Annotated in this window: 18 protein-coding genes and 1 pseudogene; 12 read left to right on the top strand and 7 right to left on the bottom strand. The window is 37.0% G+C overall.

Annotated elements, in window-relative coordinates:
• Nucleotides 1-125 precede the first annotated feature (125 nt).
• The 4 genes from CEF18_RS00550 to CEF18_RS00565 all read left to right on the top strand — a co-directional run bounded on the left by CEF18_RS00550 (nt 126) and on the right by CEF18_RS00565 (nt 5762).
• Nucleotides 126-785, top strand: coding sequence for a YesL family protein (locus CEF18_RS00550; RefSeq protein WP_110934664.1), 660 nt, complete (start codon nt 126-128; stop codon nt 783-785).
• A 56-nt stretch (nt 786-841) separates the two neighbouring features.
• Entirely contained in the window at nt 842-2701 is a 1860-nt protein-coding gene (locus CEF18_RS00555) for a heparinase II/III family protein (RefSeq protein WP_110934665.1), read from the top strand.
• 14 nt (nt 2702-2715) lie between these two features.
• The gene (locus CEF18_RS00560; protein WP_110934666.1) at nt 2716-3849 is read left to right on the top strand and encodes a glycoside hydrolase family 88 protein; all 1134 of its coding nucleotides are present in this window, start codon (nt 2716-2718) and stop codon (nt 3847-3849) included.
• A gap of 65 nt (nt 3850-3914) precedes the next feature.
• The gene (locus CEF18_RS00565) at nt 3915-5762 is read left to right on the top strand and encodes a DUF2264 domain-containing protein (protein ID WP_110934667.1); all 1848 of its coding nucleotides are present in this window, start codon (nt 3915-3917) and stop codon (nt 5760-5762) included.
• Between the two features lie 216 nt (nt 5763-5978).
• Here the strand turns inward: CEF18_RS00565 and CEF18_RS00570 are convergent, their stop codons facing one another.
• On the bottom strand, nt 5979-9773 hold the full coding sequence (locus tag CEF18_RS00570; protein WP_110934668.1) for a glycoside hydrolase family 30 protein: 3795 nt from the start codon (nt 9771-9773) through the stop codon (nt 5979-5981).
• Between the two features lie 474 nt (nt 9774-10247).
• Complete coding sequence (locus CEF18_RS00575) at nt 10248-11903, bottom strand: hypothetical protein (RefSeq protein WP_110934669.1); 1656 nt, start codon at nt 11901-11903, stop codon at nt 10248-10250.
• A 231-nt stretch (nt 11904-12134) separates the two neighbouring features.
• Between CEF18_RS00575 and CEF18_RS00580 the strand changes: the two genes are divergently transcribed.
• The 4 genes from CEF18_RS00580 to CEF18_RS00595 all read left to right on the top strand — a co-directional run bounded on the left by CEF18_RS00580 (nt 12135) and on the right by CEF18_RS00595 (nt 16222).
• Complete coding sequence (locus CEF18_RS00580; protein ID WP_110934670.1) at nt 12135-13295, top strand: Gfo/Idh/MocA family protein; 1161 nt, start codon at nt 12135-12137, stop codon at nt 13293-13295.
• Nucleotides 13296-13311: 16 nt separating this feature from the next.
• Entirely contained in the window at nt 13312-14385 is a 1074-nt protein-coding gene (locus CEF18_RS00585) for a Gfo/Idh/MocA family protein (protein ID WP_110934671.1), read from the top strand.
• Nucleotides 14386-14466: 81 nt separating this feature from the next.
• Complete coding sequence (locus CEF18_RS00590; RefSeq protein ID WP_190238671.1) at nt 14467-15318, top strand: helix-turn-helix domain-containing protein; 852 nt, start codon at nt 14467-14469, stop codon at nt 15316-15318.
• 43 nt (nt 15319-15361) lie between these two features.
• Entirely contained in the window at nt 15362-16222 is an 861-nt protein-coding gene (locus CEF18_RS00595; RefSeq protein ID WP_110934673.1) for a sugar phosphate isomerase/epimerase family protein, read from the top strand.
• Nucleotides 16223-16299: 77 nt separating this feature from the next.
• On the opposite strand, the gene CEF18_RS25660 is transcribed toward CEF18_RS00595, so the two are convergent.
• Nucleotides 16300-16458 carry a hypothetical protein gene (locus CEF18_RS25660; protein ID WP_183041100.1) on the bottom strand — a complete coding sequence of 53 codons (159 nt, stop codon included), beginning with the start codon at nt 16456-16458 and terminating at the stop codon, nt 16300-16302.
• A gap of 369 nt (nt 16459-16827) precedes the next feature.
• On the opposite strand from CEF18_RS25660, the gene CEF18_RS00600 reads away from it, so the two are divergent.
• Nucleotides 16828-17955, top strand: coding sequence for a Gfo/Idh/MocA family protein (locus CEF18_RS00600; protein ID WP_110934674.1), 1128 nt, complete (start codon nt 16828-16830; stop codon nt 17953-17955).
• Nucleotides 17956-18209: 254 nt separating this feature from the next.
• Here the strand turns inward: CEF18_RS00600 and CEF18_RS00605 are convergent, their stop codons facing one another.
• Both CEF18_RS00605 and CEF18_RS00610 read right to left on the bottom strand, forming a co-directional pair.
• On the bottom strand, nt 18210-19277 hold the full coding sequence (locus tag CEF18_RS00605; protein ID WP_110934675.1) for an alanine/ornithine racemase family PLP-dependent enzyme: 1068 nt from the start codon (nt 19275-19277) through the stop codon (nt 18210-18212).
• Entirely contained in the window at nt 19274-20362 is a 1089-nt protein-coding gene (locus tag CEF18_RS00610; protein WP_110934676.1) for a DUF1611 domain-containing protein, read from the bottom strand. Before CEF18_RS00610 ends, CEF18_RS00605 begins: the two co-directional genes overlap by 4 nt.
• 402 nt (nt 20363-20764) lie before the next feature.
• Between CEF18_RS00610 and CEF18_RS00615 the strand changes: the two genes are divergently transcribed.
• On the top strand, nt 20765-21436 hold the full coding sequence (locus tag CEF18_RS00615; protein ID WP_110934677.1) for a hypothetical protein: 672 nt from the start codon (nt 20765-20767) through the stop codon (nt 21434-21436).
• Nucleotides 21437-21595: 159 nt separating this feature from the next.
• On the opposite strand, the gene CEF18_RS00620 is transcribed toward CEF18_RS00615, so the two are convergent.
• Both CEF18_RS00620 and ric read right to left on the bottom strand, forming a co-directional pair.
• The gene (locus tag CEF18_RS00620) at nt 21596-22750 is read right to left on the bottom strand and encodes an MFS transporter (RefSeq protein ID WP_407690406.1); all 1155 of its coding nucleotides are present in this window, start codon (nt 22748-22750) and stop codon (nt 21596-21598) included.
• 136 nt (nt 22751-22886) lie between these two features.
• Nucleotides 22887-23597: an iron-sulfur cluster repair di-iron protein gene (ric, locus tag CEF18_RS00625; protein WP_110934679.1), complete on the bottom strand. Its 711-nt coding sequence runs from the start codon at nt 23595-23597 to the stop codon at nt 22887-22889.
• A gap of 360 nt (nt 23598-23957) precedes the next feature.
• Between ric and CEF18_RS00630 the strand changes: the two genes are divergently transcribed.
• Nucleotides 23958-24155, top strand: a complete 198-nt coding sequence (locus CEF18_RS00630) for a hypothetical protein (protein WP_110934680.1) — start codon at nt 23958-23960, stop codon at nt 24153-24155.
• A gap of 15 nt (nt 24156-24170) precedes the next feature.
• Nucleotides 24171-24476, top strand: a pseudogene (locus CEF18_RS00635) (peroxiredoxin family protein); the annotation flags it as partial.
• Nucleotides 24477-24525 lie beyond the last annotated feature (49 nt).

A 24525-nucleotide genomic window follows, 5' to 3' on the forward strand; every position in this document is an offset into this window, starting at 1 on the left:
CCTTTCGAGTAGCACCTACACTCAGTACGTAGGTGCTACTCGGGGCGGCGGAAGCTGACGCTGTATTTAATAAAAGACGCTACGCGTTTTTCTTAACTATCTTACACTTAGAAAGAGTGATTTCTATGCAATTAGGTGGATTAATGGGTGGAATATATAAAATCAGTGATATGGTAATGAAACTGGCTTACCTTAACATTTTATGGTTTTTAGGGGTTCTATCAGGGCTTGTCGTATTTGGAATAATGCCAGCAACTGTTTCATTGTTCAGTGTCATTAGAGGTTGGATTCTAAATGATGATGAGATGACGATTCATAAAAAGTTTATTGAAACATATAAAAAGGATTTCTTTCCTAGCAACATACTTGGTCTAATTATATTATTCGTCGGGTATGGTTTTTTTATTAATTATCAATTTTTAGGAAGCATGAATGAAGAGAGTAGTTTAACACTGATTATACTTGTCGGGAACATACTCGTTGCCATATTGTTAGGAATATTCTTGTTATTTATTTTTCCGATATATGTTCATTTTGATATGAGTCTCCTTAAAAAGATCAAACTATCTGTCATGCTTGGTATTATTTACCCTCATATTACCCTGGTTTTTATCATTACTGTTTTTCTATTTTGCTTACTTTTTACGTTTATTCCAGCGCTCATCTTTTTCTTTAGTGTAAGTGGTGTCGCTTACTGTCTAATGGGAATCTATATGAAAAAAATAAATGATATAGCGGAAAAATATAATAGGAAGGAACAAGTTTTGAAGGAGAGTTTTGAGTGAAACATTATTCGAACTTTCTTGACAGATAAGAAAGTATCAGTAAAAAGAGGGATGATATGCATCGAACACATATTAGATCATTGATAGGTTCCTGTAGTGAAGAAGGGTCATCTCTTCTATTTTCAAGTAAGAATGATCAGCATAGTTGGTTTAAGGAAATTAAGCAAAAAAGTGTTTACAAACCTTTGCTAATGGAAATTGAAGCCGAAGCGCAAAAACTTATTTGTGAAAAAGATCCTGAATTACCTTTTTCATTATTTAAGAAGTATCAAGAAACAGGTTCACGTCTTGAATATCAAGATGTGTATTTTGCTAGAAGAAGACGTTTGAATACATTTACTATCATGACGTTACTTGAACCGGAAAATGTTGAATACTATGAAGCTTTACAAAATACATTATGGTCGATTTGTGATGAATATACTTGGTGTTTACCAGCTCATTTAGAACATAATCCTGAAACTAATACCTCACCAGAAAGGGAATTATCACTCCAACAGCAAACAATTTGGGAGAAAAGAAAGTATACGATAGATTTATTTGCTGCTGAAACAGCTTTTGCATTGAGTGAAATCTTAACATTAACAGAGCATTTGCTTGACCCACTGATCGTTAAAAGAATCAAAGAAGAGGTGTATCGAAGAATTTTTTGGCCCTATCATAACGATGAGTTTGAATGGGAGACAGCTACTCACAATTGGGCATCGGTTTGTGCTGGATCAATCGGTTCTGCGGCTATTTATTTAATGGATGATATGGATGAACTGGCTATTATTTTAGAACGAGTCTTACGATCAATGGATTATTATTTAACAGGATTTAATGACGATGGAGCTTGTTTGGAAGGTTACGGGTATTGGCAATATGGATTTGGGTATTATGTTTATTTTGCTGACCTGGTGAAGAAAAAGACAGGTGGAAAAATCAATTTGTTTCAGGCTGAGAAAATTCACCAAATCGCTCTATTTCAACAAAAAAGCTTTCTAAATAAAAACATCATCGTAAATTTTTCTGATGCAGTTCCAAAAGCAAATGTTTTCTTAGGTCTTAGTCATTATTTAAATAGTATTTATTCTGATGTAGAAGTTCCAGAAGAAGAGCTACGCGTGAAATACACGGAGGATCATTGTAGTAGATGGGCGCCGGCTATTCGGAATTTGTTATGGTTTAATGATGAAAAAAAAGGTAAACCGTGGGAAGAAGGAAGTTATTACCTCTCATACGCGCAATGGTTTATTTCTAGGTACTCCTCGGGTGGAGCTCGGTATGCTTTCTCTGCAAAAGGAGGCCATAATGATGAGCCACACAATCATAATGATATCGGTCACTTCATGCTGTATGGAAATGGGGAGTTGTTTTTAAAAGATTTAGGTAGTGGTGAATATACTAGTAAGTCTTTCGGAGCGGATCGTTACTCTATTTTTTGTAATGGATCTCAAGGTCACTCTGTTCCAATTATTAATAATCAATTTCAGCAAGAGGGAGAGTTATTCCTAGCCTCGCAAGAAGAGTTAACTACGAAGGAGAAATACGAACAATTTAAACTTAATATTTCACAGGCTTATGGCTTAGCTAGTTTACAGAAATTGTTGAGAACGTTTACGTGGGGAAAACATGAGAAACCTAGGCTCACTTTAAAAGACTCGTTTGCATTTTTCGAGGCCCCATGCTCTATTATTGAAAGATTGATAACACCGATTCTTACGATTGAGGAACACGCTGATTGTATCGTTCTTCTAGGGAATCAGAAACAAAAATTAAGAATATTGTTTGATGAAAAGCAACTAAAATTGCAGCTAAACAAGATGCAGTTTCATAATCATCAGGGCGAAAAAGAAACGTTCTATGTTATTGATTTCATTGTTAAAAAGCTAGAAAAGGAATGCACCGTTAAGCTTGTATTTCAATTTGAATAAGGAAGGATGAGAAGATGATAAATCAACAGGAGTGGGTAGAAGAAGCGTGGAGTAACATTATTAAAAAGATTAATAGAACGAGTATAAAAATTGGGGCAAACTTTCCACATGCAAGTGTTAACGGTACATATGAACTTGCACAACCTCATTGGTGGACGGCGGGGTTTTGGCCAGGGCAACTGTGGTTAGTATATCGTGACACAAAAGATGAATCTTTAAGAAGGTTAGCAGAAGAATGTGAAGAAAAGTTAGATAAAGTAATAACAGACTTCTACCGTTTAGATCATGATATAGGTTTTATGTGGACATTAACAAGTATTGCTAGATTTAAACTTATTGGTGATGAAGAATCAAGACGTCGTGCTCTTTTAGCTGCAAATTTGTTAATGGGACGATTTAACGTAAATGGTAACTATATTAGGGCCTGGAATCCTTGGTTTGAAGGCGATGAAAATAGAGGATATGCCATTATTGATTGTGCGATGAACTTACCGATTTTATTTTGGGCTTCGGAACAAACAGAAGATCCTCGTTATAAATCAGTAGCAATGCGACATGCAGATACTATTCTCAATCATTTTATTGAAGCAGATGGTTCTGTTCACCACATCGTTCATTTTGATCCAGCAACTGGAGAAAGAATAGCGTTTATTGGAGGGCAAGGCTATGCACCTGATTCCGCATGGTCGAGAGGGACAGCCTGGGCTATTTATGGTTTAACCTTATGTTATGAATACACAGGAGAAGAGAGATACTTACAGGCTGCAAAAAAGGTAGCTCATTTCTTTATAGCAAATTTACCAGAAGATTCTGTTCCTCACTGGGATTTTCGTATTCCTGAAGAGGTGACAGCCTATCGGGATTCATCTGCAGGAGCAATTGCCGCACCAGGTTTGTTGTTATTAGCTGAAAAAGTACCTTCTGCAGAAGCTGATATTTATAGAAAATCCGGGATAAAAATCCTTCAATCTTTGTATGAAAACTATGGTGACTGGGATAATCCGAACGAGGATGGATTAATTCTTCACGGAACAAGTCATTATCCAGAGCAGAAAAATTTGGATAGACCACTTATTTATGGAGATTACTTTTTTGTAGAAGGAATTGCAAGATTGAAAGGTTATACAGAGTTATTTTGGAGGAGATAGAGCAACGAGTTTCTTTTTCTATTAATATACTTTTTATATCATGTTATCTAAGGAGATTATAATAAATGAGAAATTTTGACTTACCCATCTATAAAAATTCTCTTAAAACGAAAGAGGATGTTAATTTAGCAGTAGAACAAATCTGTCATCCGTTAAAAGACAAATTTAGCAAGGGGAATGCGCATCTTCATGTTGGAAATACAAGTGCTGGTCATCCGGATCCTATTGCTGAGATGGAGGGTTTTTCAAGATTACTTTGGGGAATTGTTCCTCTTCTTGCCGGTGGAAGAGAGTATGATGGCTGGGAAGCTACGTTTCAAGGAATTAAGAATGGAACTAACCCAAGCCATGAAGAGTACTGGGGGAGCATACAAGATTATGACCAGCGGATAGTAGAGGTGGCTGTGTATGGTTTTGCTCTTGCGCTCATACCAGAAAAAATATGGGAGCCATTGAATGAAGAAGAAAAAAGTCATTTTGTTTCATGGATCTCCCAGATTAATGATTGTAAAGTACATGATTGTAATTGGTTGCTGTTTCCTGTTCTTGTGAATCTAGGTCTTAAAGCAGTGGAAGCACCTTATGACAAGGAAAAGATAGAAAATAATTTAGACAGGATTAATGCATTTTATATAGCAGATGGGTGGTATTCCGATGGTGTTGATGCTCACTGTGATTACTATACTTCTTTTGCTATTCATTATTATTGCTTGTTTTATGCGGAACTTATGAAATCGGAAGACCCGGAACGTTCAAAGTTATATAAAGAAAGAGCGGGATTATTTGCCCAGGATTTCATCTATTGGTTTGCAAAAGATGGGTCTGCTCTTCCATATGGAAGAAGTCTTTCCTATAGATTTGCTCAAGTTTCTTTTTGGAGTGCGATGGTTTTTGCGGAGGTGGAAGTGTTTTCGTATGGTCAAATGAAAGGTATTATCTTAAATAACTTACGTTGGTGGTTTAAGCAACCTATCTTTCTTGCCGATGGGACGCTAAGCATTGGCTATGCCTATCCTAATCAAGTGATGGCTGAAAATTATAATTCTCCAGGATCACCATATTGGGGATTGAAAACATTCTTAATTCTAGCATTAAAAGATGACCATCCATTTTGGCAGGCAGAAGAAACGTCGCTTCCACAATTAAAAGAGGTTTCTGTCCAACATCCTGCTCATTTAGTCTTGTGTCGACAAGAAGAAACGAATCACGTACTGGCCTTTAATACGGGCCACCGCTCCACAAATGATCACACACATACTTCTGCAAAATATGAAAAATTCGTCTACTCCAATTATTTTGGGTTTAGTGTACCGAGAGCGGAATGGGGACTTGAGCAAGGTGCATTTGACTCCACGCTCGCATTAAGTGAAGGTGATAATATTTATAGAGTGAAGAGAAAAGTAGAAGAATATAAGATAGATGACAATGTTATCTACACGAAATGGAAACCTTGGGAGAATGTCGTTGTGAGTACGTGGTTAATAACAGGTGCACCTTGGCACATACGTGTTCATCAAATAACAACCCAACGGAAGTTAGACGTAGCTGACGGCGGATTTGCTTTAGGGAAAACAGAGGATGACAGTCTAGAAGTGATGAAGGATAATAATGCTGCAATAGTTAATAATTCATTAGGTAAAAGTGGTGTGAAAAGTTTATATGGGAATGCTAAGGCGATTCTTGTAAACCCTAATTCAAACACAAATCTCATTCACTCACGAACCACTATACCTACAGTGACGAGTAAAATAGATGTTGGAACGAGCTTGCTTGTGTCTGGATTTTATGGAGAACCAAACGGTGAAAAAGGAAGAGGAATGTGGCAGGAAGCACCATATGTAGAGGTTAAGGATAATGAAATAAAAATTTATGCTTCGGATAAAAGTACAGTGGTTTATCGGCAACGCTTATAAATTTTCTATAAGGTTGATAAATCATTTTAAATAGATAGGAATAAGCACTTATAGAAAAATCAAGCTTTCTGTTAGAACCACTGTGGCTAAGCCACAGTGGTTCTAATCGGTTCAGCGCCTCAATACTCTTTTACGAAGCGTTTCAAACAGAAAAAACCTGGGATAAGCAGATTGTTTCTACTTATTTCCCAGGTTCGATAGTGGATAGGTTTGTACTTAATCTGTTGTTATTTCAGTTAAATCTTTCACTGCTGCCTGTAAAGAAGACCTTGCAGCAGCTACTTTCACTAATGATGCTTGCGGGTTTTTTAATGCCGATTTTGCATTTAATAGTGCTGAATGGAAGGATTTCCAACTGTCCTTGGTGTAGTCTTTATGATCTTTTTCTTTGTTTTCATCATACAATTGCTGCAGTTCAGTTTTATCTACTTCCACTTTGTTTTTTCCTGTTATGACGTCCATACCATCTAAAACAAACGTACCGCCTTTTACAACCACTTTAGCAGTATGGTTGGTATCTTTAAGTCCCCGAATGTTAAAAGAGGTTTGTCTGTCCCCTTTAGGGTAAATTCTAAAATCTTCTTCAATTAATTGATCATCGACATAGACGTCAATTAGCGCATCCGGAGTTGCACCAAATAAATTGAATCCAGATCCCTCAAAATTAAAGATCATACTGCTGTTACCTTCTTTAGGGGTGCTGTAAATATTAACACCGCGATAATCCATAAACTCTTCTTTTACTTCATTATCTCCCAATGACACTTTAAGCGTATGTGGTTTTTCTTCCAGGTCTCTAATAGAATAACTTACACCGTCAGCTCCCACGCTGTGGTTGCCTACATCTTCTCCATCAAGCTCAAATTCATATTCTGTATTGTTGTCAGTCCCCAACAGGTAATCTATACCTGTACCAGTGAAGTTAATCATGATATACGGATTGTCATTAAAACTCGCCCAAGCATTGTTACTATTTGAGCCCCAAGTCGCTCCATTCTCTCGATATGCATAAACTGTGTTTTCTTCATCGCCTACATCCGCATCGTCGGATATTGCAACAAAATTATTAGGTGCTAAGGTGGTAACTGCTTCCATAGGGACATCATCAGTAGTCTCTATTTCAGCCCTAGTAAAGCTAGTATAACTGTCTTTAGCTACTACTTTAAGTGTATGTTCTTTTTCTTCAAGGCCTTCAGCTGACCAGACCATCTTTACAATAGAACTATTATTCAAATAGTTCGCTTCTCCGACTAATTCACCGTCTAAATAAATATCTGCTGTACCATTTGTCGGATTCGTCTCACCATATAACCTGATTTCGTTCCCCTTAAATGTAATCTCAAAGGATTCTCCATCCGATCCCCAGGCATTTCCACTGTTCGATCCCCAGTTTCCAGAATAGAAAACCTTGTTAAAGGTCCCTTGTATATTTGTTGTGTCATCGTGTCCTACAGTTATTCCGTTCCAAACTGGAAAGTCTGAACTCGCTGTCATCTGCGTACGATTAAAATGCGCATATCCTGCTTGTGTATAATCCCAGTCTCCAACGTACCCAATGGGATTCCATATATCGTTATTGTTTAAAGCTTCTTCTTCCGTAGCGTAATTCTGTCCTTGAGCACTGTCATATTTGTCAGATTTATAAGTGTATCCTTTAACTGGATCGATGCGCAAGTTATCAATAAGCGTTTCATAATAACCAGACCCTAATGCAACTCTTCCAGCCATAACAGTGGCATCATCGTCCGTATAAGTTGCAATTTCTTCTCCATCAAGATAAAGGGTAAATACATTTTCTTTTGCTTCAAACGCTAAATTATGCCAAACTTTGTTATCAAAATCTTCAATCGTTCCACTGGTTTCGACGTTTCCAAAGTTAAGAATTTCATATCTTCCATCCGAATAAACACGTGCATTGTATGGTGCACTAGAGTCTGCCCAATCAGCTTTCATTTGACGTACCCCAATTAAAGCGTAGTTACTTCTGTCTTCTACTTCAGGTGTATGCGTATCAAGTAAAAAGTCGTAAGAAACTGTATAATTAACCCAGCGGAAATCACCAAGCACGGTGTTTGGATTAACGCTGGACGCAGTTCCATCTCTTCCGCCCCAAACAGACCAATCTGCTCCAATGAGGTCGTGAGCAATTTTCTGTTGCAGCATATTTCCATGGGATTTTGCTTCCGGAATGTCGAGATCCGTACGTTCTGCGCTACCACTAATTGCCTGTTGACTTGCTTTTTCAACAACTTCAAAAGCACCAATCTGATCTGTCGTATAACGCGGTGTCCCCCCGCGACGTTCTACGTAATTTCTGCCTTCTTCATCAAGACCATATTTATTATATTCAAAATCATCCTTATATGGTAAAGGCATAATCGTGTCTTTGGTTAGATCCACTGACTGTGATTGATATTCAAAGTCATTTGTTTCAGACTCCTTATCTAGTGTTGAAATGGTTACGATGGAATAAGGCTTAACTTCTAATTCATATTCGCCATTTGTTGGTGTGATTTTGTTGACATTTTTAAACCAGTTTGCATCATATTTTTCATCTGCGCCTGCTCCGCGTGTTTCCCACACATAGACAGGTGCATCCTCTTTCCCATTTAAATTCTCTGTTTTAATTTTATAGTTACGTGTGTCCTTTGAATTATTTGCAAAGATTGTTGTGTAATCATCCGTTTCGGGATCTTTTAATGTCATATAATTATGAGTACTTGTATCGACATCTACACCGCCATCGAAGAAATTTCCATCACTAAATGTTGCCTCTTTGACATACATCCAGCGCTCACTTTCAGGTGTTGTGTGGTCATCATATCCGACAAAGTTCATCACATGACGAACTCCTTGTAACCCGCCATCTGCTTCGTAAAAGCCAGACCACGGATCAAACGCACTTATCAAATGTTTCGGATTGTATTGAGAACCTTGATAAAACGCAGCCACGGAAGGTTGAAAATCAAAAGAAACGGCATTAAGTGGATTATTGCCTGCGCCCACCCAAGAATACACCGAAATAATACGTGAAGTTACATCGATAATTCCTGCTCGGCCACCAAGCCCATTATAATGTGGCTCCATATTTTCGCGATAACGTGCATTGATCATTGGTGCAATTCCTTCAGACACCCAATTTTCTTTGGGCTGTTTGCCATCAGCAATCAATTGATCTTGTAATTCAGCAAGCTCAGCTGAACCAGTCAGACCATAATGGGAACTAATTACATCAATTTCATCAATTAAATCTTCATTATCTAGTAATGTGCGACTAATCGTTGCTGTGTCTCGATAGCCATCCGCCGCAACAAGTTTAATATTTTTGTAGTCTGACTCATAGTTTGGCTCTTCTTTGATTGTTGAAGTGAAGTATTTCAACCATTCCACTTCATTTTTACCATTACCACCTTGAGCTCTTTCATTTTGAGAGATTCCAACATAGTCTAGTTTAAATCCATACTCATCGTACACTGCATCGATAGTCTGTTTATACCATTGATACCGATTCTCATATTCCTTGTCTGCGGCGCCATTCCATGTCCATCGCGGCTCACCCCAACGCAGAATTTCAGTTGTTATATCTGGATTAATTGACTTGGCATCAGCAGCAAATTGAAACCCTGCTCCTCTCAGCACATTTGCAGGTTCATCTGCATATCGCATGGTTGCAGGCTCCGTTCCAGAAGAGGAATTAATATCGGCACCTAACTCCACTTTCACATGCGCTAATCCTGCTCCTGTGTCTTTATTAAACAATTGATTCATAATTTCCCAATATGCTTCTGGATGCTCTTCTTTGTAATCTAACATTAAACGAGATGTATTATTACCCGATACCGTTCCAAAACCTTTAAATCGATTATATTTATCGACGTCGGTTCCATCAATTGTAATTGTTTTCGTGTTTTCTTCAGCGGAAGATTCATTTTCTACTAGAAAGGTAGCTAAACCAAATACAAGGAAAGTAAAAGCTAAATAACCGATACTTTTTTTAATTATATTTACCATTATTATTATCTTCCTTTCTCGTTGGTTAAGATATAACACGGTAGAATAGTATCTACTGCGATGTTATTAAAAAAATATAAATATACTCTCTATAATAGGGGGGATATGCACACATTACGTCATTTAAAATACTTCACCTCCGTTTTTAAATTAGTAGCTCAATAACAAATCATTTCTATTAGCTTGTTAAGGTACATTATACTAGTTTATGTATACGTTTACATATAACGTTTTTGCTCTATAATGGAAATATTTTGACCTTTCGACATAGTTGAAATTGCGGATAAGTCTTCCAATATGACATCTTCATTCAATATATTATCACTTTCACAGGTATATTTTTATTTTTTAATAGTAATATGACGTTTTTGACTAGGAAAATGTAGTTTTAGGAATTTTTAAAAGGCAGTCTGCTATCTGCAGACTGCCTTAATTGATTTTTTAACAATTGGAAAGTAACTGATTTGAAAATAATTACACTTCGTAATCTATAAAGTTCACGTCTTCACCGTTCACTGTACGTTTGCAGTTTTTTTCTTTCAAATCTAAGGAACTCTCTATACTAAGAGAATCAGTATGGATAGATTGATAGTTAATCTTTAATGTATTGTTATCATTAATTTGAAATATAGCTTTCTGCTTTTCCATGCTAGACTTAAACTGATTAAGTGATGTTATGTTATATTGCGAGGCTTCTTCAGTACTTATTACTTCCATAACAACACCATTTTCTTTCCCTTCACTTTTTAAAAGCATTCTATCCTCTTTTTTCTCGTGGCTAAATGAGTGCATAAGGTGAATGGCAAAATAGCTTTGATCAACAAGACCATATAAATTTGTTTCCTCAATTAGCCAACTCCCTTTAGGTAACACGCCAATGACATGGTTGCATCCCGAGTTAGTTAAGTCGTATGTTGCTGCTATAACATTTTTATTAAACATCACATTACTACGATTGCTTTCATGTCTTTCATCACCTGCAACATAATCTTCACTCGGATGAAAGAAGTAGGCTTGATTGATCCCATCAGTTTGTATTGGAAGTGTAACATCCCAGCGATGCTGCTCATTCATATGTTCTTCTGTTCTCTCCCAAATTCCTCCAAGAGCATAATCAGATGTCATATAGACATAATGATGAATGGCTTCGTGATTTACTTTATCACGCTCCATATACATGTTGATTTTCTTTTTTATTTCCAAAGCTTTCTTATGAGAAGTTGCCCGGTCATTTAAATCGTTTGATACTTGATGATTTAGAAATCCAGCACCTTCTAACCTTGGCAAGGCTTTAGGTATATCGAAATCTCCAAATTGGATGTAATCAATGACATTATTTCGATCCTCAGGGATGTCATGAGGTAGGCCACGAGAATGGGCACCAATCCAAGTTCCTTTGAAATAAAAATCAACACGATTTTTCCATAGGAGGTTTAATAATTTCGATAGGAGATCACTTGACTTAGTATTTACAACAAATTGGCGAGCAAAAGTCACGGCTTGAGTCCAATGCCACAACCAAGGCAGGGCTCCATATTCTCTAAAGCCATACTCGTTAACATGTTCGTATAGCTCTTTCATATTTTTATAGCCTCTATTCGCAAGAGCTTGATCATTAAAATACTGACCAAACATCAATTGATTTGCATATAGTTTGGATTCATGATGACTAAACGATTCAGGGACTCGGTCCAAGAATGTACTTTCATAAATATGTTGAAAGGAACGTTGCAATTCTTCTTTTAAATCAGTGGGAAACGTATCTTGGTAGACATTATAAAAGTGAAGAAAGAAACTGCTAAGGAGTTCGGCCGGCAATGGATGGGGCTGAGCAACTGATGGTTTCGGAGATAGATGAAGGGGCCAATGCCCGTAAGTATCGCTTTCAGGACTTCGATCTTGTAGACGTAATCCGTCTAAAATTACTTCAACTGCAAGTTTTTCCGAGTCTTTTTTGTCGGAAGATAAACTTATTGTATCTTCATGTACAGCAGCATAGAGGTGAGTGGCAAAATAAAAATTATCCCGTAAATCGTCTAAAAACCAAAAATTATCTTTCTTAAAAGGAAGCTTTAGCGCTTGCTCCGCAGCTAATGATATGATTTCGAGTCTTCTTTTTTCGAATGACATTTACTCACATCCTTATAGTTTTTATTTGTTTAAAAATGTTCATATAGGTTTAATTATAACAAAGAACGAAATAGGATTCCGTGTTTTGTGCTTAGTGAATAGTTGAAAACCTATTGAAACACACCAATATCGTATAAATGAAAGACTATTATAATCAATGAGAATGAAGTGAGTGACATGGCTTTTAGTTATAATAAATGTAGGTTATAAAAATGGAAGGATGGATGTTGCATGAATGATGTGCGAGTGGGAATTATTGGTGTGGGATCAATGGGGACGCAACACGCGAAATACCTAAGTACTAAGGAGATTACTGGCGCCAAATTGACAGCCGTTTTCGATCAAAGTGAGGATCATGCAAATTGGATAAAAGAAAATATTTGTCACGAGGTTGCTGTGTTTTATGATTGTGAAGCGTTCTTTCAGTCAGGATTGATTGATGCAGTAATTATTGCAACTCCTCACTACGACCATTCAAAGTATGCTATACAAGCATTTAATCATGGCCTTCATGTGTTAAGTGAGAAGCCGGCAGGTGTTTATACGAAGCAAGTCAGAGAAATGAATGAGGCTGCAAGTAATAGTGGAAAGGTCTATTCTATGATGTATAACCAGCGGACGAATCCGCTTTATGTAAAGTTAAGGGATCTTATCCATTCCGGTGAATTAGGTGAAATACGGCGCATGAACTGGCTTATTACAAATTGGTATCGCTCTCAAAGTTATTATGACTCAGGAGGATGGAGAGCTACCTGGGCTGGAGAAGGTGGTGGGGTTTTAATTAATCAGTGCCCACATCAGTTAGATCTATGGCAATGGATAACAGGAATGATGCCAACGAGAATGAGAGCCTTTTGCTATTTCGGAAAACATCGAAATATTGAAGTCGAAGATGATGTAACTGCATTTGCGGAATATGAAAATGGCGCAACCGGTGTTTTTATTACATCGACAGGTGAAGCACCAGGTACAAATCGGCTGGAAATTGCCGGAGATCAAGGAAAAGTAGTGATTGAAGATGGAAAACTTTCGTTTTGGAGACTCCGCGTTCCAGAATCTCAGTTTAATGAAGAATATAAAGGCGGTTTTGGAAGTCCAGAATGTTGGAAATGTGATATCCCTGTATTAGGAGAAGAAACAGGTCATCAAGGAATTACACAAAATTTTGTGGATGCGATTCAATCAAAAACATCTTTGATTGCCCCAGGGGAAGAGGGAATCAAAGGTCTTATGCTTTCCAATGCGATGCAATTGTCAACTTGGTTGGATAATTGGGTGGATCTCCCAATCGATGAAGACCTCTATTTTCAACAATTACAAGCCAAAATTAAATCATCTACAGTTGAAAAGAAAAACAAAATCACGAGACTAGATGTAAAAGAAACCCATTGAAGAGAGGAAGGATAAAATGAGTCGACAAGATGGCATGAATTATGCACCAAAAGGTAAGGAAAAGAAAGTTGTTCAAAAAGGGGAATTTATTTTCGGTGCCATTGCTTTAGATCACGGCCATATTTATGGGATGTGTAACGGACTAATCGAAGCGGGGGCTGAACTTAAATGGGTATATGATCCGGACCCATTGAAAGTAGAAGCTTTTGTTAAGGCGTTTCCAAAAGTTAAAGTTGCTAGATCCGAAAGCGAAATCTTGCAAGATAAAGAGGTTAAACTAATTGCTGGGGCAGCTGTACCTTCTTTACGCTGTGAGCTAGGCCTTCGAGTGATGGACAATGGAAAAGATTATTTCACGGATAAAACGCCATTTACAACATTTGAACAACTGGAAAAGGCTAGAAAGAAATCAGAAGAAACAGGTTTAAAATACATGGTCTACTACAGTGAGAGATTACATGTGGAAAGTGCAGTATTTGCCGGGCAGCTTATTGAAGAAGGTGCCATTGGAAGAGTCCTCCAAGTCACTGGTTTTGGTCCTCACCGTTTATCTGCGGAAAAACGTCCAGAATGGTTTTTTCAGAAGGAGTATTATGGTGGGATACTTTGTGATATTGGAAGTCATCAAATTGAGCAATTTCTCCATTATGCTCAGTGTAAAGACGGAACCGTCCAATCTAGTAAAGTGGCAAACTATTACAGCAAAGACTATCCTGAACTTGAGGATTACGGGGATGCAACGTTGATTGGGGATAACGGAGCTACGAACTTTTTTCGAGTAGATTGGCATACTCCGAACGGCTTAAGAACATGGGGGGATGGTCGGACATTTATTCTAGGTACCGATGGTTATATTGAAATTCGGAAGTATATTGATGTTGCACGCGAAGACGGCGGAGATCAACTGTTTCTTGTAAATGACAAAGAGGAGAAGCAATATTCACTAAAAAATAAAGTAGGATTTCCATTCTTTGGCGAACTAATTCTAGACTGTTTAAATCGTACGGAAATTGCTATGACTCAAGAGCATGCATTTAAAGCAGCTGAGCTTTGCTTAGAAGCTCAAGAGAAAGCGATAAGAGTTGAATAGACGGTGGTGGGTATTTCTGTATTTTGAATAAAAAATGGATAACTTTATGGTATCATGAGAAAAAATGTAAGTGGAGGCAGTATGTCTATCCCATCTATTACTTCAACGCAACTAAGCCTGTCCTATTGCCGGAATACTAAACCGGATATAAACTTTCATTCTCATGAAGAATATGAAATCTATTATTTTCACGGCGGAGAATGCAACTATATCATTGGTGATCAGATTCATATTCTTTCACCAGGAGATTTAATACTGATGCACGGTTTAACTTTGCATCGGCCAAAAACATTTGAAAACAAAGAGTATCATCGTACCACACTACATTTCGACCAAGTCCATTTCCGCGGGGTGCTTCGTCAAATGGGTATGGAGTACTTATTGAATCCGTTTTTCTCGTTGCAATCTTATCGGATCTCGTTTCGTGATGTAAAAAAGGAAGAAGTGGAACAACTCTTTTTATCTATGAACCAATTTAAACAGATGGATGATGCGATCTCTCAATACCGATTTCAACTCGCTTTTCTGGATATGCTAGCCTTTTTATACCCCTACTGTCAAGAATCGTTAGCTTATAACAGTGAACCACAATCTGAAAAGGAGAAAAATGTTCAAAAGATCATTACATTTATAGAATCTCATTACAAAGAGGACATTACTCTCGACCAACTAGGGGAAGTACTTTTTCTAAGCAAATACTATCTAGTTAAGATTTTTAAAGAAGTGACAGGTGTTACGATTTTTAATTATTTATTTCATCGGAGAATTAATCAAGCAAAAATAGAGTTATTAATGAATACAAAACTTTCGATTACAGAATTAAGTTATCTGATTGGATTTAAACACCCATCTCATTTCAGCAAAGTATTCAAAGAGATTACAGGAGTCACCCCTGAGCATTATAAAGAAGTAATTAAAGCGAAAATGCCTTGATCACTAGAAGCATTACAAATCTATCAAAGAAAGCAGGGGAAATATGAAATTTTCAGTATTTACAGTGATGACACCAGATGTAACCCCAGCAGAGTTAGTAGGGTATCTAAAGGAATATGGTTATGACGGAGTGGAATGGCGTTTTAAGGAAACCCCTTCGGAGATAAAGCAAGAAGAACCAAGCTTTTGGAGAAATAACTTATGTACGATTTCTCCCGATTATACGAATAAAGAACTAGCTGAAATACAATCATTGACAGAAGAAAACCAGATTGAAGTTGTAAGTGTGACACCTTATTTAACAAGTGGTGATTTAAAGGCAACGGAGCAGGTGCTACAAGTAGCAAAAAAGCTAGGTGCGTCGAGTATTCGTTTAGGTGTACCAATATATGACCGGACGCAGGATTATAATGAGTTATTTAATGAAGGCGTAAATTATTTAATAGAAGCTGAAAAAATGTGTAAGCAATACGGAATAAAAGGCTTAGTTGAAACACATCACGGGACAGTAGCACCTAGCGCTGGCCTTGCGTACAGACTAGTAAATCAATGTAATCCAGAGCATATTGGTGTCTTATATGATCCAGGAAATATGGTGCATGAGGGGTATGAGAATTACCGAATGGGTCTGGAATTATTAGGACCTTATTTAGCTCATGTTCATGTTAAAAACGCTAGTTGGCAGGTCGATCCGCAAACGGATGATGGCACAGTGGAATGGAAGGTAACATGGTCTTTAGTAGAAAAAGGAGTTGTAGATTGGAAACAAGTTTTACTCGATTTAAAAGCAGTCGGCTATGATGGATTTATTGGCATGGAAGACTTTAGTGGAGAATGTACAACAAAAGAATCTTTAAAACACAATATGGAATGGATAAAAAAACTTTTGAATGAAATAGAGTGAAGTCCTATAAAAACTTATCGCTAAAAAGAGCACTGAAAAAGTTTACATCGACTTTTTCAGTGCTCTTAAATAGGTACTCACTTTAATAGGAAAGATATAGAAATGATGACAACGGCAATATAAAATACAATCTCAAACCAAGGTTTCATTCGACTGTTCAGCAAGTTAATAGCCTTATAACCACATCTGGCAATGACTATTAGCCAAGCAATTTGAATAATGATTGTTGGAATCATGACATCCCTCCATAAAGTAAGTCAATTCTTTCTATACTTATGCAGAAACCAACATTACAGAACGGACAATCTATAAAATAGTTCGAAGCGATTGTTAAATTAGAATGCAATCAAAAATAATTTCCGTTTTATTAGGATTGACAAGAAATAAATGCCGGTTTATCATAAAATAACAACGTTGTTAAAAACGAACATGATATTTAAAAAAAGAAAAAGTCTAGACGATATGATATTGAAGTATCTGCTGGCGGGCAACTGATCATTGAAGTACATGTGAACAAAATCAATTAGAATGTTTCATTTATCGAATAAAGTGCTAGCTGCTTGCTGAGTTTTCCAATGATATGTGTGCAGAAGGGAAGTTAATTAATGAAAAATGTACGAATTGGCGTTATCGGTTTCGGATCAATGGGTACTAAACATGCTGCTAACATTCAAGGGGAACATATTAAGGGAGCAACACTAACCGCTATCTTAGTGAAAAGAGTGGAGCAGGCAAAGACTTTTGAAGAAAATTCAGGTGAAAAGATCAAAGTGTTTACAGACGAAGATGCCTTTTTCAATTCAGGTAGTGTAGATGCAGTGATTATTGCAACACCACATTATTTTCACTCTGGCTTAGCGATTAAAGCATTTGAACATGGGCTCCATGTATTATGTGAAAAACCAGCAGGCGTATATACGAAACAAGTACGAGAAATGAATGAAGCATCCAAGAAAAGCGAAAAAATCTTTTCGATGATGTTTAACCAACGGACAAATCCGCTTTATCAGAAAGTGAAAGATTTAATTCAATCGGGAGATTTAGGAGAAATCCGCAGAATAAACTGGATCATTACAAATTCGTATCGATCTCAAAGCTATTATGACTCCGCCAGCTGGCGTGCAACATGGGCTGGAGAAGGCGGTGGTGTTCTTATCAATCAGTGTTCACATCAGCTTGATTTATGGCAATGGGTGACTGGAATGATGCCATCTCGTTTAAGAGCTTTTTGTCACTTCGGTAAGTATCGAAATATTGAAGTTGAAGATGATGTCACAGCATATTTAGAGTATGAGAATGGGGCAACCGGTGTTTTTATTTCAACAACCGGAGAGGCCCCAGGTACGAATCGGTTAGAAATTTCCGGTGATCAAGGAAAAATTGTAGTAGAAAATGGAGGATTAACTTTTTGGAGACTTCGTATTTCAGAACCTGAATTTAATCTTGAATTTAAAGGAGGATTTGGTGAACCAGAGTATTGGAAGATAGATGTACCGATCGGTGGTACAACAACTGGACACCCAGGAATCATACAAAATTTTGTCGATGCAATTACTATGGAATCAGCCTTATTAGCACCTGGTGAAGAAGGTATTCAAAGCCTTGCACTGTCCAATGCCATGCAACTATCAACATGGTTGGATAATTGGGTAGAGTTTCCCATCGACGAAAATTTATATTATGAGAAATTACAGGAGAAAATAGTGGATTTGCAAGATAATAATTATATTTAACAAAGGCATCCTTCTATTCTTAGTAATAGCAGAAGGATGCCTTTGTTGGATGAGGGGACTATTTAATCGACATTCATTTAAGAAAAACGGCATAGCCGTCTTTTATTAAATACAGCGTCAGCTTCCACCGCCATCTTTTAAGTAGCAAGGGTTTCCCTTGATACGTGCGGTGTGAAGGTAGCTGCCAATTTTATAAATTCTTATCACTTAAATAAAAAACCGTGACTTAGTAAAGCAGTCACAGTTCCTAAAACTCATATATATTTTTTAGCTACATAAGGAGAGGTCATTGCTGAAAGCAGTGCTCCATAAGAAAGGTTGAAGTCAACTTCATCTCCCACTTCCAAACGGACCTCTTTTGGGTTAAGCAAGGTATGGTCACTGCTTGATCCCAGGACCTCCATATTTAGCTTAGGTTCCAATCCTGAAACAAGTACATCCTGCGAACCGATGCCAAGAATGGTTCTTTTCATTGGTCCTTGATCTGTAAATTGGGGATGGTTCCCGAACGCATCCTGTCCAATCTCTCCGTATGGCAACGATGGTTTTAGTTTAGACTCGATAACTTCGGCAACAAATGTAAATGCATCTGTATATAACCCTGGAATAGCACTGCGGTCAAGGGTTTCGCAGCCTAAGTAGATAGATTCACCGATTCTTAAATTCGTAATATTACCAGTATCTTCTGTGTTCATAAACCAATTGTAATTAGCTGAATTACCACCTGAAATACAAGAAAGTGGAATGTCGTATGTTCTCCTGATAATGTCCGCCAGTGAGGATAATTCAGCTAACTTATCTGTACTTGGTTTGACACCTCCGAAACAGGCAAAGTTAGCTCCTATACCTCTGATTTTAACTCCCGGAAGCGTTAATACTTCTTGAATCACCTCATCGAGATCAGCTGGCATAATCCCCTCCCGTAAATCGCCCATTTCAATCATTAGGATAATTTCATGGACGGAGAAAGAATTGGCAGCTGCTTCAGAAAGCTTTTTAATAACTTCTAGCTCGGTGTTCATGCTAATAGTAGCATATTGAACTACCAAATTTATTTCACTTAAAGCTGGCGTCCTTAATAAAACAAATTCTGCTTTAATGTTAGCCTCGTTCATTTTTTGTAAGTTTGCCAATTTGGTGTCTGCAATAAGTAGAATTCCTTTATCAACCATTAGCTTAGCAATCGCTGGACTTCCACAAACACCTTTTGTAACACCCATAATATCGAGTCCCTTAGTTCCATATAAATGGATGAGTTTATCTATATTATGAGCAATTTTAAGAAGGTTGATTTCGACTCTGGGCGTACCAGAATTGATCAATTATAAAGTGCTCTTTTCTGCTTATTTTTCAAATCAGGATAAGTTTCAAAAATAGATTCAATGAGTTTACCACAACCATGCTTTAGCACATCGGAAGTAGAGAGTTTAAGATCACGTTCGTATTCTGTTACCGCATCCTGTATCTCTTCATCTGACATATTCTCATGATTAATCGTTACCGCGATAACTTTTGCTTGTGAAAAGCCTTCAATAAGTTCGATTTCACTTTCAATGGAAGGCATTGGCATATATTCAAAATCACCTAGATTTTTTCGTTTTGGCGGATGCTGAATAATAACTGAACCAGGTCTTGATCCTCTTATAATTCCACATGAACTTATATATGCAGGATGACTTAATGCTCCTTGACCCTCCACAATAATGATGTCAGGTTCTTCATTTTCATAAGCTCTTAAAACTTGATTCTCAATCTCTCCGGTCATAAATTGAGACGGTATCGCATCAATCGCTACTCCGTATTTTGCACCTTGAATAAGTCCCGTTTGTCCAGTTGCAACAAAGGCAACGTTCAAGCCCATATCTAATAAAGCCTCTTCAAGCAGTACGGATGTTGTTCTTTTTCCTACGGCACTATCTGTGCCTAAAACAGCTACGATCGGTGTTCTTACATCTAATATTCTTCCTGAAAAAAGATGCATGTCTTTTTTAGCAGGCGGTTTTCTAACATCATTTATGCGAACATTACATTTCTCAGCGTGATTCATAAATTCTTCGTCATCCGTTAAGAATTCATGCAAAGGATTTACGATATGCAATCCATTTTCCATTGCTTGAAACACAATGTTTCTTTCCTCATTTTTTAGAAGTCCTTCAGAAGGAGCAAGTCCGAATACGAATTGATCAGGAATCCTTGGCAAGTTTTCGAAAGCGCTATCAAGATTCTCAAATATAGGAATACCATTCTTAACATTCTCCAGATACTCTCCAGCATCCATACCAGCTTTAGTACTATCAATCACACCGGCAATCTTGTAATTCCTAGAGCTTCTAACTAGCCCGTTTGCAGTTTTCCCGTCCATCGTTCCAAATTTACCTTCACAATAAATAATTGCAGTTTCCTTCATGCTTCCACTCCTATCATATTTGCCCGTTTCGTCTTTAAGAGGAAAAATTTTATGGCAATATATATAACAAAAAAACACCTATCCATTTTAGTAGAAAGCTAAGCAGACGAATGGGCAGCAAATGTTAAGGTGTTTTTAATATAAATATCAAACTTTTCTCTCGAATCCCAGTATAACACAGTTAAAGAAACACCCTTTTAAAAGTTCCACTAATTTACATGGAAAAGACTAGTTAAACTGTTAATTATTCAAAAACCGATGATATTCGAGCGATTAATCTAGTTCCTTAGTAACAAAAAAAGATTATGTGAAATTATTTAAAGTATTTCGTTGTTTATCAGTGGGAGAGAAGCTAGTGTGATAAAGTAAGAGAATATATTATCTTTCTTGAAGGAGAACCGTATGATACAGGAACCAGATTATGAAAAGGAAAGAAAGGGCATTCTCGAATTGATTTATGAAGGCTGTATGGTCATATTGGCTATAGGTGCAGTGGCAACCATTTGGCATCAAACGAAATATGATTCCGTGATTATATGGGGAACGTGGGCGATATTTTTCGTTGATTTCCTATATAGAATCTATCATGTCGAGAATAAATTGCAGTTTATTAAAAGTAATCCATTTATCATCATTGCCATTATCCCCTTAGATGCGATATTTCAAATGGCAAGGATTGCAAGAATTCTTCATTTTTTAAGATTAAAAGTAATTACAAAATACTATACAAAACCAGTGATAGAAAAAATACGAAAGCAACACTTTTCAGACATTATACCTGGAGTTTTTTTCGTTTTATTTGCAAGTATTATTCCGTTATATCTACTAGAACCAGGGTTAGAAAGTTATGTTGATGCATTTATAGGTGGCCTCGCATCTCTAGTTTTTTTCGGTTATTCAACGATTGATCCGCAAACAACAGTTGGAACAGTAATCATTACCTTACTGACTATTTTCGGAGTCATTATGCATGGCGTTATTCTAAGCTATTTGTTTAGTATTATTGGATCTTTGAGTGTTGTGAAGAAGTGGAAAGAAAAGAGTAAAATGAATAAACCTCGTAATCATGCCTGACATGGATACGAGGTTTTTGCTTTACTATTAGTCCAGTAACAATAACGGTTACGTAAACGAAGAATCCACGGAAAGAGAGCGGTCATTCTTCCAAACAAGCTTCCATAATAATATAGCAACAAAATAGATATTTAATTCTTAGTTATTTAACAAAAGATGCTACGCGTTTTTCTTAGATATAAATATTGCTGAAACAATAATGACTAGCAAAAGTGCACTCACTAAAAAAGACGAAGAAGGAGTGAGTGCCAGAGATCCGGCAAAAAATGAGCCACCAACAACACCTAAGGAGAAACAAGAATAAAAGACTCCAAATGCTTTTCCTCGTTCCTTTTCCTTTGAAAACTCGATCACAGTCGCACTAGTAGACGGGAAAAGTAAGGCAAATCCTATTCCGTAAACCACCATTGCAAATACCATATGGATCAGAGTGGATGATAATGAAAGAAGGAATAAGGCCAAAGCTATCGTTGCTAGTCCGTAGTTCATCAGTAATGACTTATTCAGCTTATCAAATAATTTATTCGTAGGAAGAAGAAAAAATAATATGGCCACCGTTCCAAAGGTACTTAATAGAATACCTGTTATCTCCGAGCTGATCAGAAGTGCTTCTACCTTTAGAGGTAGTGAATATGTTAGAACTCCTAGTGTGAAAAGAAGTAAGAAAATGGATATGTATGCGTGAAGAAGCGGTTTTTTAAAAAGAGTAAAACCAGTCTTAGTGACAGGCTTTATTTCTTGTAATTTTATAGAAGTTGCCTCACCTGTATTCGGTTTTTCTTTTAAGAAAAATACGGCAAGTAACCCGAAAAAGATCATCGCTGAAGCAATGATATAAAAGAGCCAATCAAACCCGAGTCTCGCACTAATTAACGCTCCGGCAGCTGGACCTAGGATTGCAGCAGTTCCCACAGAGGCACCGGAAAAGGCCATTGTTTTTCCATTAGATTTTCGTTTATCTTTAGAGCCAAAGAAAGTAAATGCTGCGGGAACAATAAATCCTCCTGCTATTCCGTGTAAAAATCGGACGAATAATAACTGATATGGGGTAGTGACAACGGAGTAAAAGAAGACAATCACTCCGACTGTAAGCATTCCGATGCAAAGAACCTTCTTCGGGCCAATTTTATCAGTCCAAATTCCTGATAATATATTGCCGATAATATTAGAAAACGAGTACATTCCAATGATGATACCTATCAAGAGTGGAGTTGCACCAAGACTGCTGGAAAAAGGTGCGATAATAGGCAACTGAGAAAATGTATCGATAAATGCTACTGCAATAATGATGTAAAGTAATTTCAATGGTTTCACCTCAAGCGAAATATTTGAAGTCATCATACCACAAAAAGCGGTTTAGAAATAAACGTAATCACTTAGATTAACCGTGAATAATACAAAAAAATACACGAAGGGTTTCCCTTCGTGTATTTGTAAATGCTAACCGTTTTTATAATGCTTCGTTTGCCAGGCGTGGAAACAGGATATTGTTTTCAAGGTGAATGTGCTGAAATAAATCTGATTCAACCTCTTCTAATTTAAGGTAGGTTAAGGTATACGTTGTGCAAGCACCTTCAGGCAGCAGGTAATCATTCGTTACTGATCGAAGTTCTTTTAAAATATCTCCAGCAGCTTCATGTTCTGACTCCAACACTTCAATCGTTTGAAGGGCAGCATCCAAATCTGACTTAGATCCATTTTTTTCATAGGCAAGTATCTTTGGAAAAACTCTTTCTTCTTCTTGAATCAAGTGATGTTCCAATTCCATTTTAAGTTTATGAAACAGGTTGAAAACAGCTTCCAATTCAGGATGTCCTTCCCCGTGTACTCGGTATACTTTTGTCACAAATCTGCTTAACTCGGGCAAAACATCACTTAGATACGCGTGATGTTTATTTATAATATGGTCAATTAACGTGGAGTAAGTTGCTTCGTTCCAATTCGTGTTTTGATTATTCAATCGTTTTGTTTCTTCGTATAATGTATTTAGTGTTGATAAGACTTCTATTCCATTTAGATTTTTTTCTTTAATGGCTTCACCTATTGGACGGTTTCCACCGCAACAAAAATCAATTCGATATTCTTTAAAAACTTGACTCGCTTTAGGAAAACGGGTAACAATATCACCAGTTTTAGTAGTTTCATTAAATATAGCTTCCATATAAATTCCTCCTTTTTTCTTGTAAGTTAAATGTATCGTATTCGTTTTTGTGAAGATGTGATTTACATCACAAACTAGAAATATTATTATTTATAGGTCTCTATAAAATCCGAACTTTGTTTTTTAAGAATCCTTGAGACCCTGGTGAGCGGATTCGAGCAAACACACTGTTCTAATTAAAGTAACCAAATTCAAGTAAATACCCTTCCTAAAAATAACATTCAATGAACGAAGTCTTTAATAAAAGACGGCTCTGCCGTTTTTCTTATAGTCACAATGTTTATAACATCCTGTTTCCTTGTGAAGATCTTCGTTTAAATGGTAATCTAGGATATAGTAATTCAAGAAAGGGGTTAAATAATGAAGAAATTAATGTTTCGTGGCATAAGTGCTGTATTATTCTTATTAATTGTTACAGCTTGTGCTTCTGATGATGAATCCGGAAGTGAATATAATGCTGATGATTATGACTTTACTCTGTTGAATTCGGCAGGAGAGGAAGTTGATATTTTTACTGATGAAAAAGCATTGTACCTGTATTTTACTGGAGTCACCTGACAACAATGTTTATCTCAGCTAGTTCAGCTGAACTCAAAGTTAGAAGAAATTGAAGAACTTGGTTATTCGGTTTATGCGATTAGTCCAAGTGATCCAGAAAGCCACTTAACACTTCGAGAAGTGAATGGATTGGAATTTCCGGTGCTGTCAGATACAGATTACGCAGTGGGAGTTGAATTTGGCTTCATTGAACTGGAAGAAGAAGCAGTTTACCGAGGTTTTACCGCCGTTAATCCCGAGACTGAAAAGATGACTACTAGGATTGATTATTTAGTGGGAGACAACTTTGAGGAATTATCGGGAATTTTAGAAGACCTTTAAGGGAGTTTTCTTCTTCCATATAAAAAAATGTTGTTTGGAAGAATCCGCG

Source organism: Salipaludibacillus neizhouensis, assembly GCF_002886185.1.
In the GTDB taxonomy this organism is placed as follows: Bacteria; Bacillota; Bacilli; order Bacillales; family Salisediminibacteriaceae; genus Salipaludibacillus; species Salipaludibacillus neizhouensis.

Excerpts from the sequence above, each read along its gene's own strand:
- CEF18_RS00550 (WP_110934664.1), top strand. The coding sequence starts at position 126 with ATGCAATTAGGTGGATTAATGGGTGGAATATATAAAATCAGTGATATG.
- CEF18_RS00555 (WP_110934665.1), top strand. The coding sequence starts at position 842 with ATGCATCGAACACATATTAGATCATTGATAGGTTCCTGTAGTGAAGAA.
- CEF18_RS00560 (WP_110934666.1), top strand. The coding sequence starts at position 2,716 with ATGATAAATCAACAGGAGTGGGTAGAAGAAGCGTGGAGTAACATTATT.
- CEF18_RS00565 (WP_110934667.1), top strand. The coding sequence starts at position 3,915 with ATGAGAAATTTTGACTTACCCATCTATAAAAATTCTCTTAAAACGAAA.
- CEF18_RS00570 (WP_110934668.1), bottom strand. The coding sequence starts at position 9,773 with ATGGTAAATATAATTAAAAAAAGTATCGGTTATTTAGCTTTTACTTTC.
- CEF18_RS00575 (WP_110934669.1), bottom strand. The coding sequence starts at position 11,903 with ATGTCATTCGAAAAAAGAAGACTCGAAATCATATCATTAGCTGCGGAG.
- CEF18_RS00580 (WP_110934670.1), top strand. The coding sequence starts at position 12,135 with ATGAATGATGTGCGAGTGGGAATTATTGGTGTGGGATCAATGGGGACG.
- CEF18_RS00585 (WP_110934671.1), top strand. The coding sequence starts at position 13,312 with ATGAGTCGACAAGATGGCATGAATTATGCACCAAAAGGTAAGGAAAAG.
- CEF18_RS00590 (WP_190238671.1), top strand. The coding sequence starts at position 14,467 with ATGTCTATCCCATCTATTACTTCAACGCAACTAAGCCTGTCCTATTGC.
- CEF18_RS00595 (WP_110934673.1), top strand. The coding sequence starts at position 15,362 with ATGAAATTTTCAGTATTTACAGTGATGACACCAGATGTAACCCCAGCA.
- CEF18_RS25660 (WP_183041100.1), bottom strand. The coding sequence starts at position 16,458 with ATGATTCCAACAATCATTATTCAAATTGCTTGGCTAATAGTCATTGCC.
- CEF18_RS00600 (WP_110934674.1), top strand. The coding sequence starts at position 16,828 with ATGAAAAATGTACGAATTGGCGTTATCGGTTTCGGATCAATGGGTACT.
- CEF18_RS00610 (WP_110934676.1), bottom strand. The coding sequence starts at position 20,362 with ATGAAGGAAACTGCAATTATTTATTGTGAAGGTAAATTTGGAACGATG.
- CEF18_RS00615 (WP_110934677.1), top strand. The coding sequence starts at position 20,765 with ATGATACAGGAACCAGATTATGAAAAGGAAAGAAAGGGCATTCTCGAA.
- ric (WP_110934679.1), bottom strand. The coding sequence starts at position 23,597 with ATGGAAGCTATATTTAATGAAACTACTAAAACTGGTGATATTGTTACC.
- CEF18_RS00630 (WP_110934680.1), top strand. The coding sequence starts at position 23,958 with ATGAAGAAATTAATGTTTCGTGGCATAAGTGCTGTATTATTCTTATTA.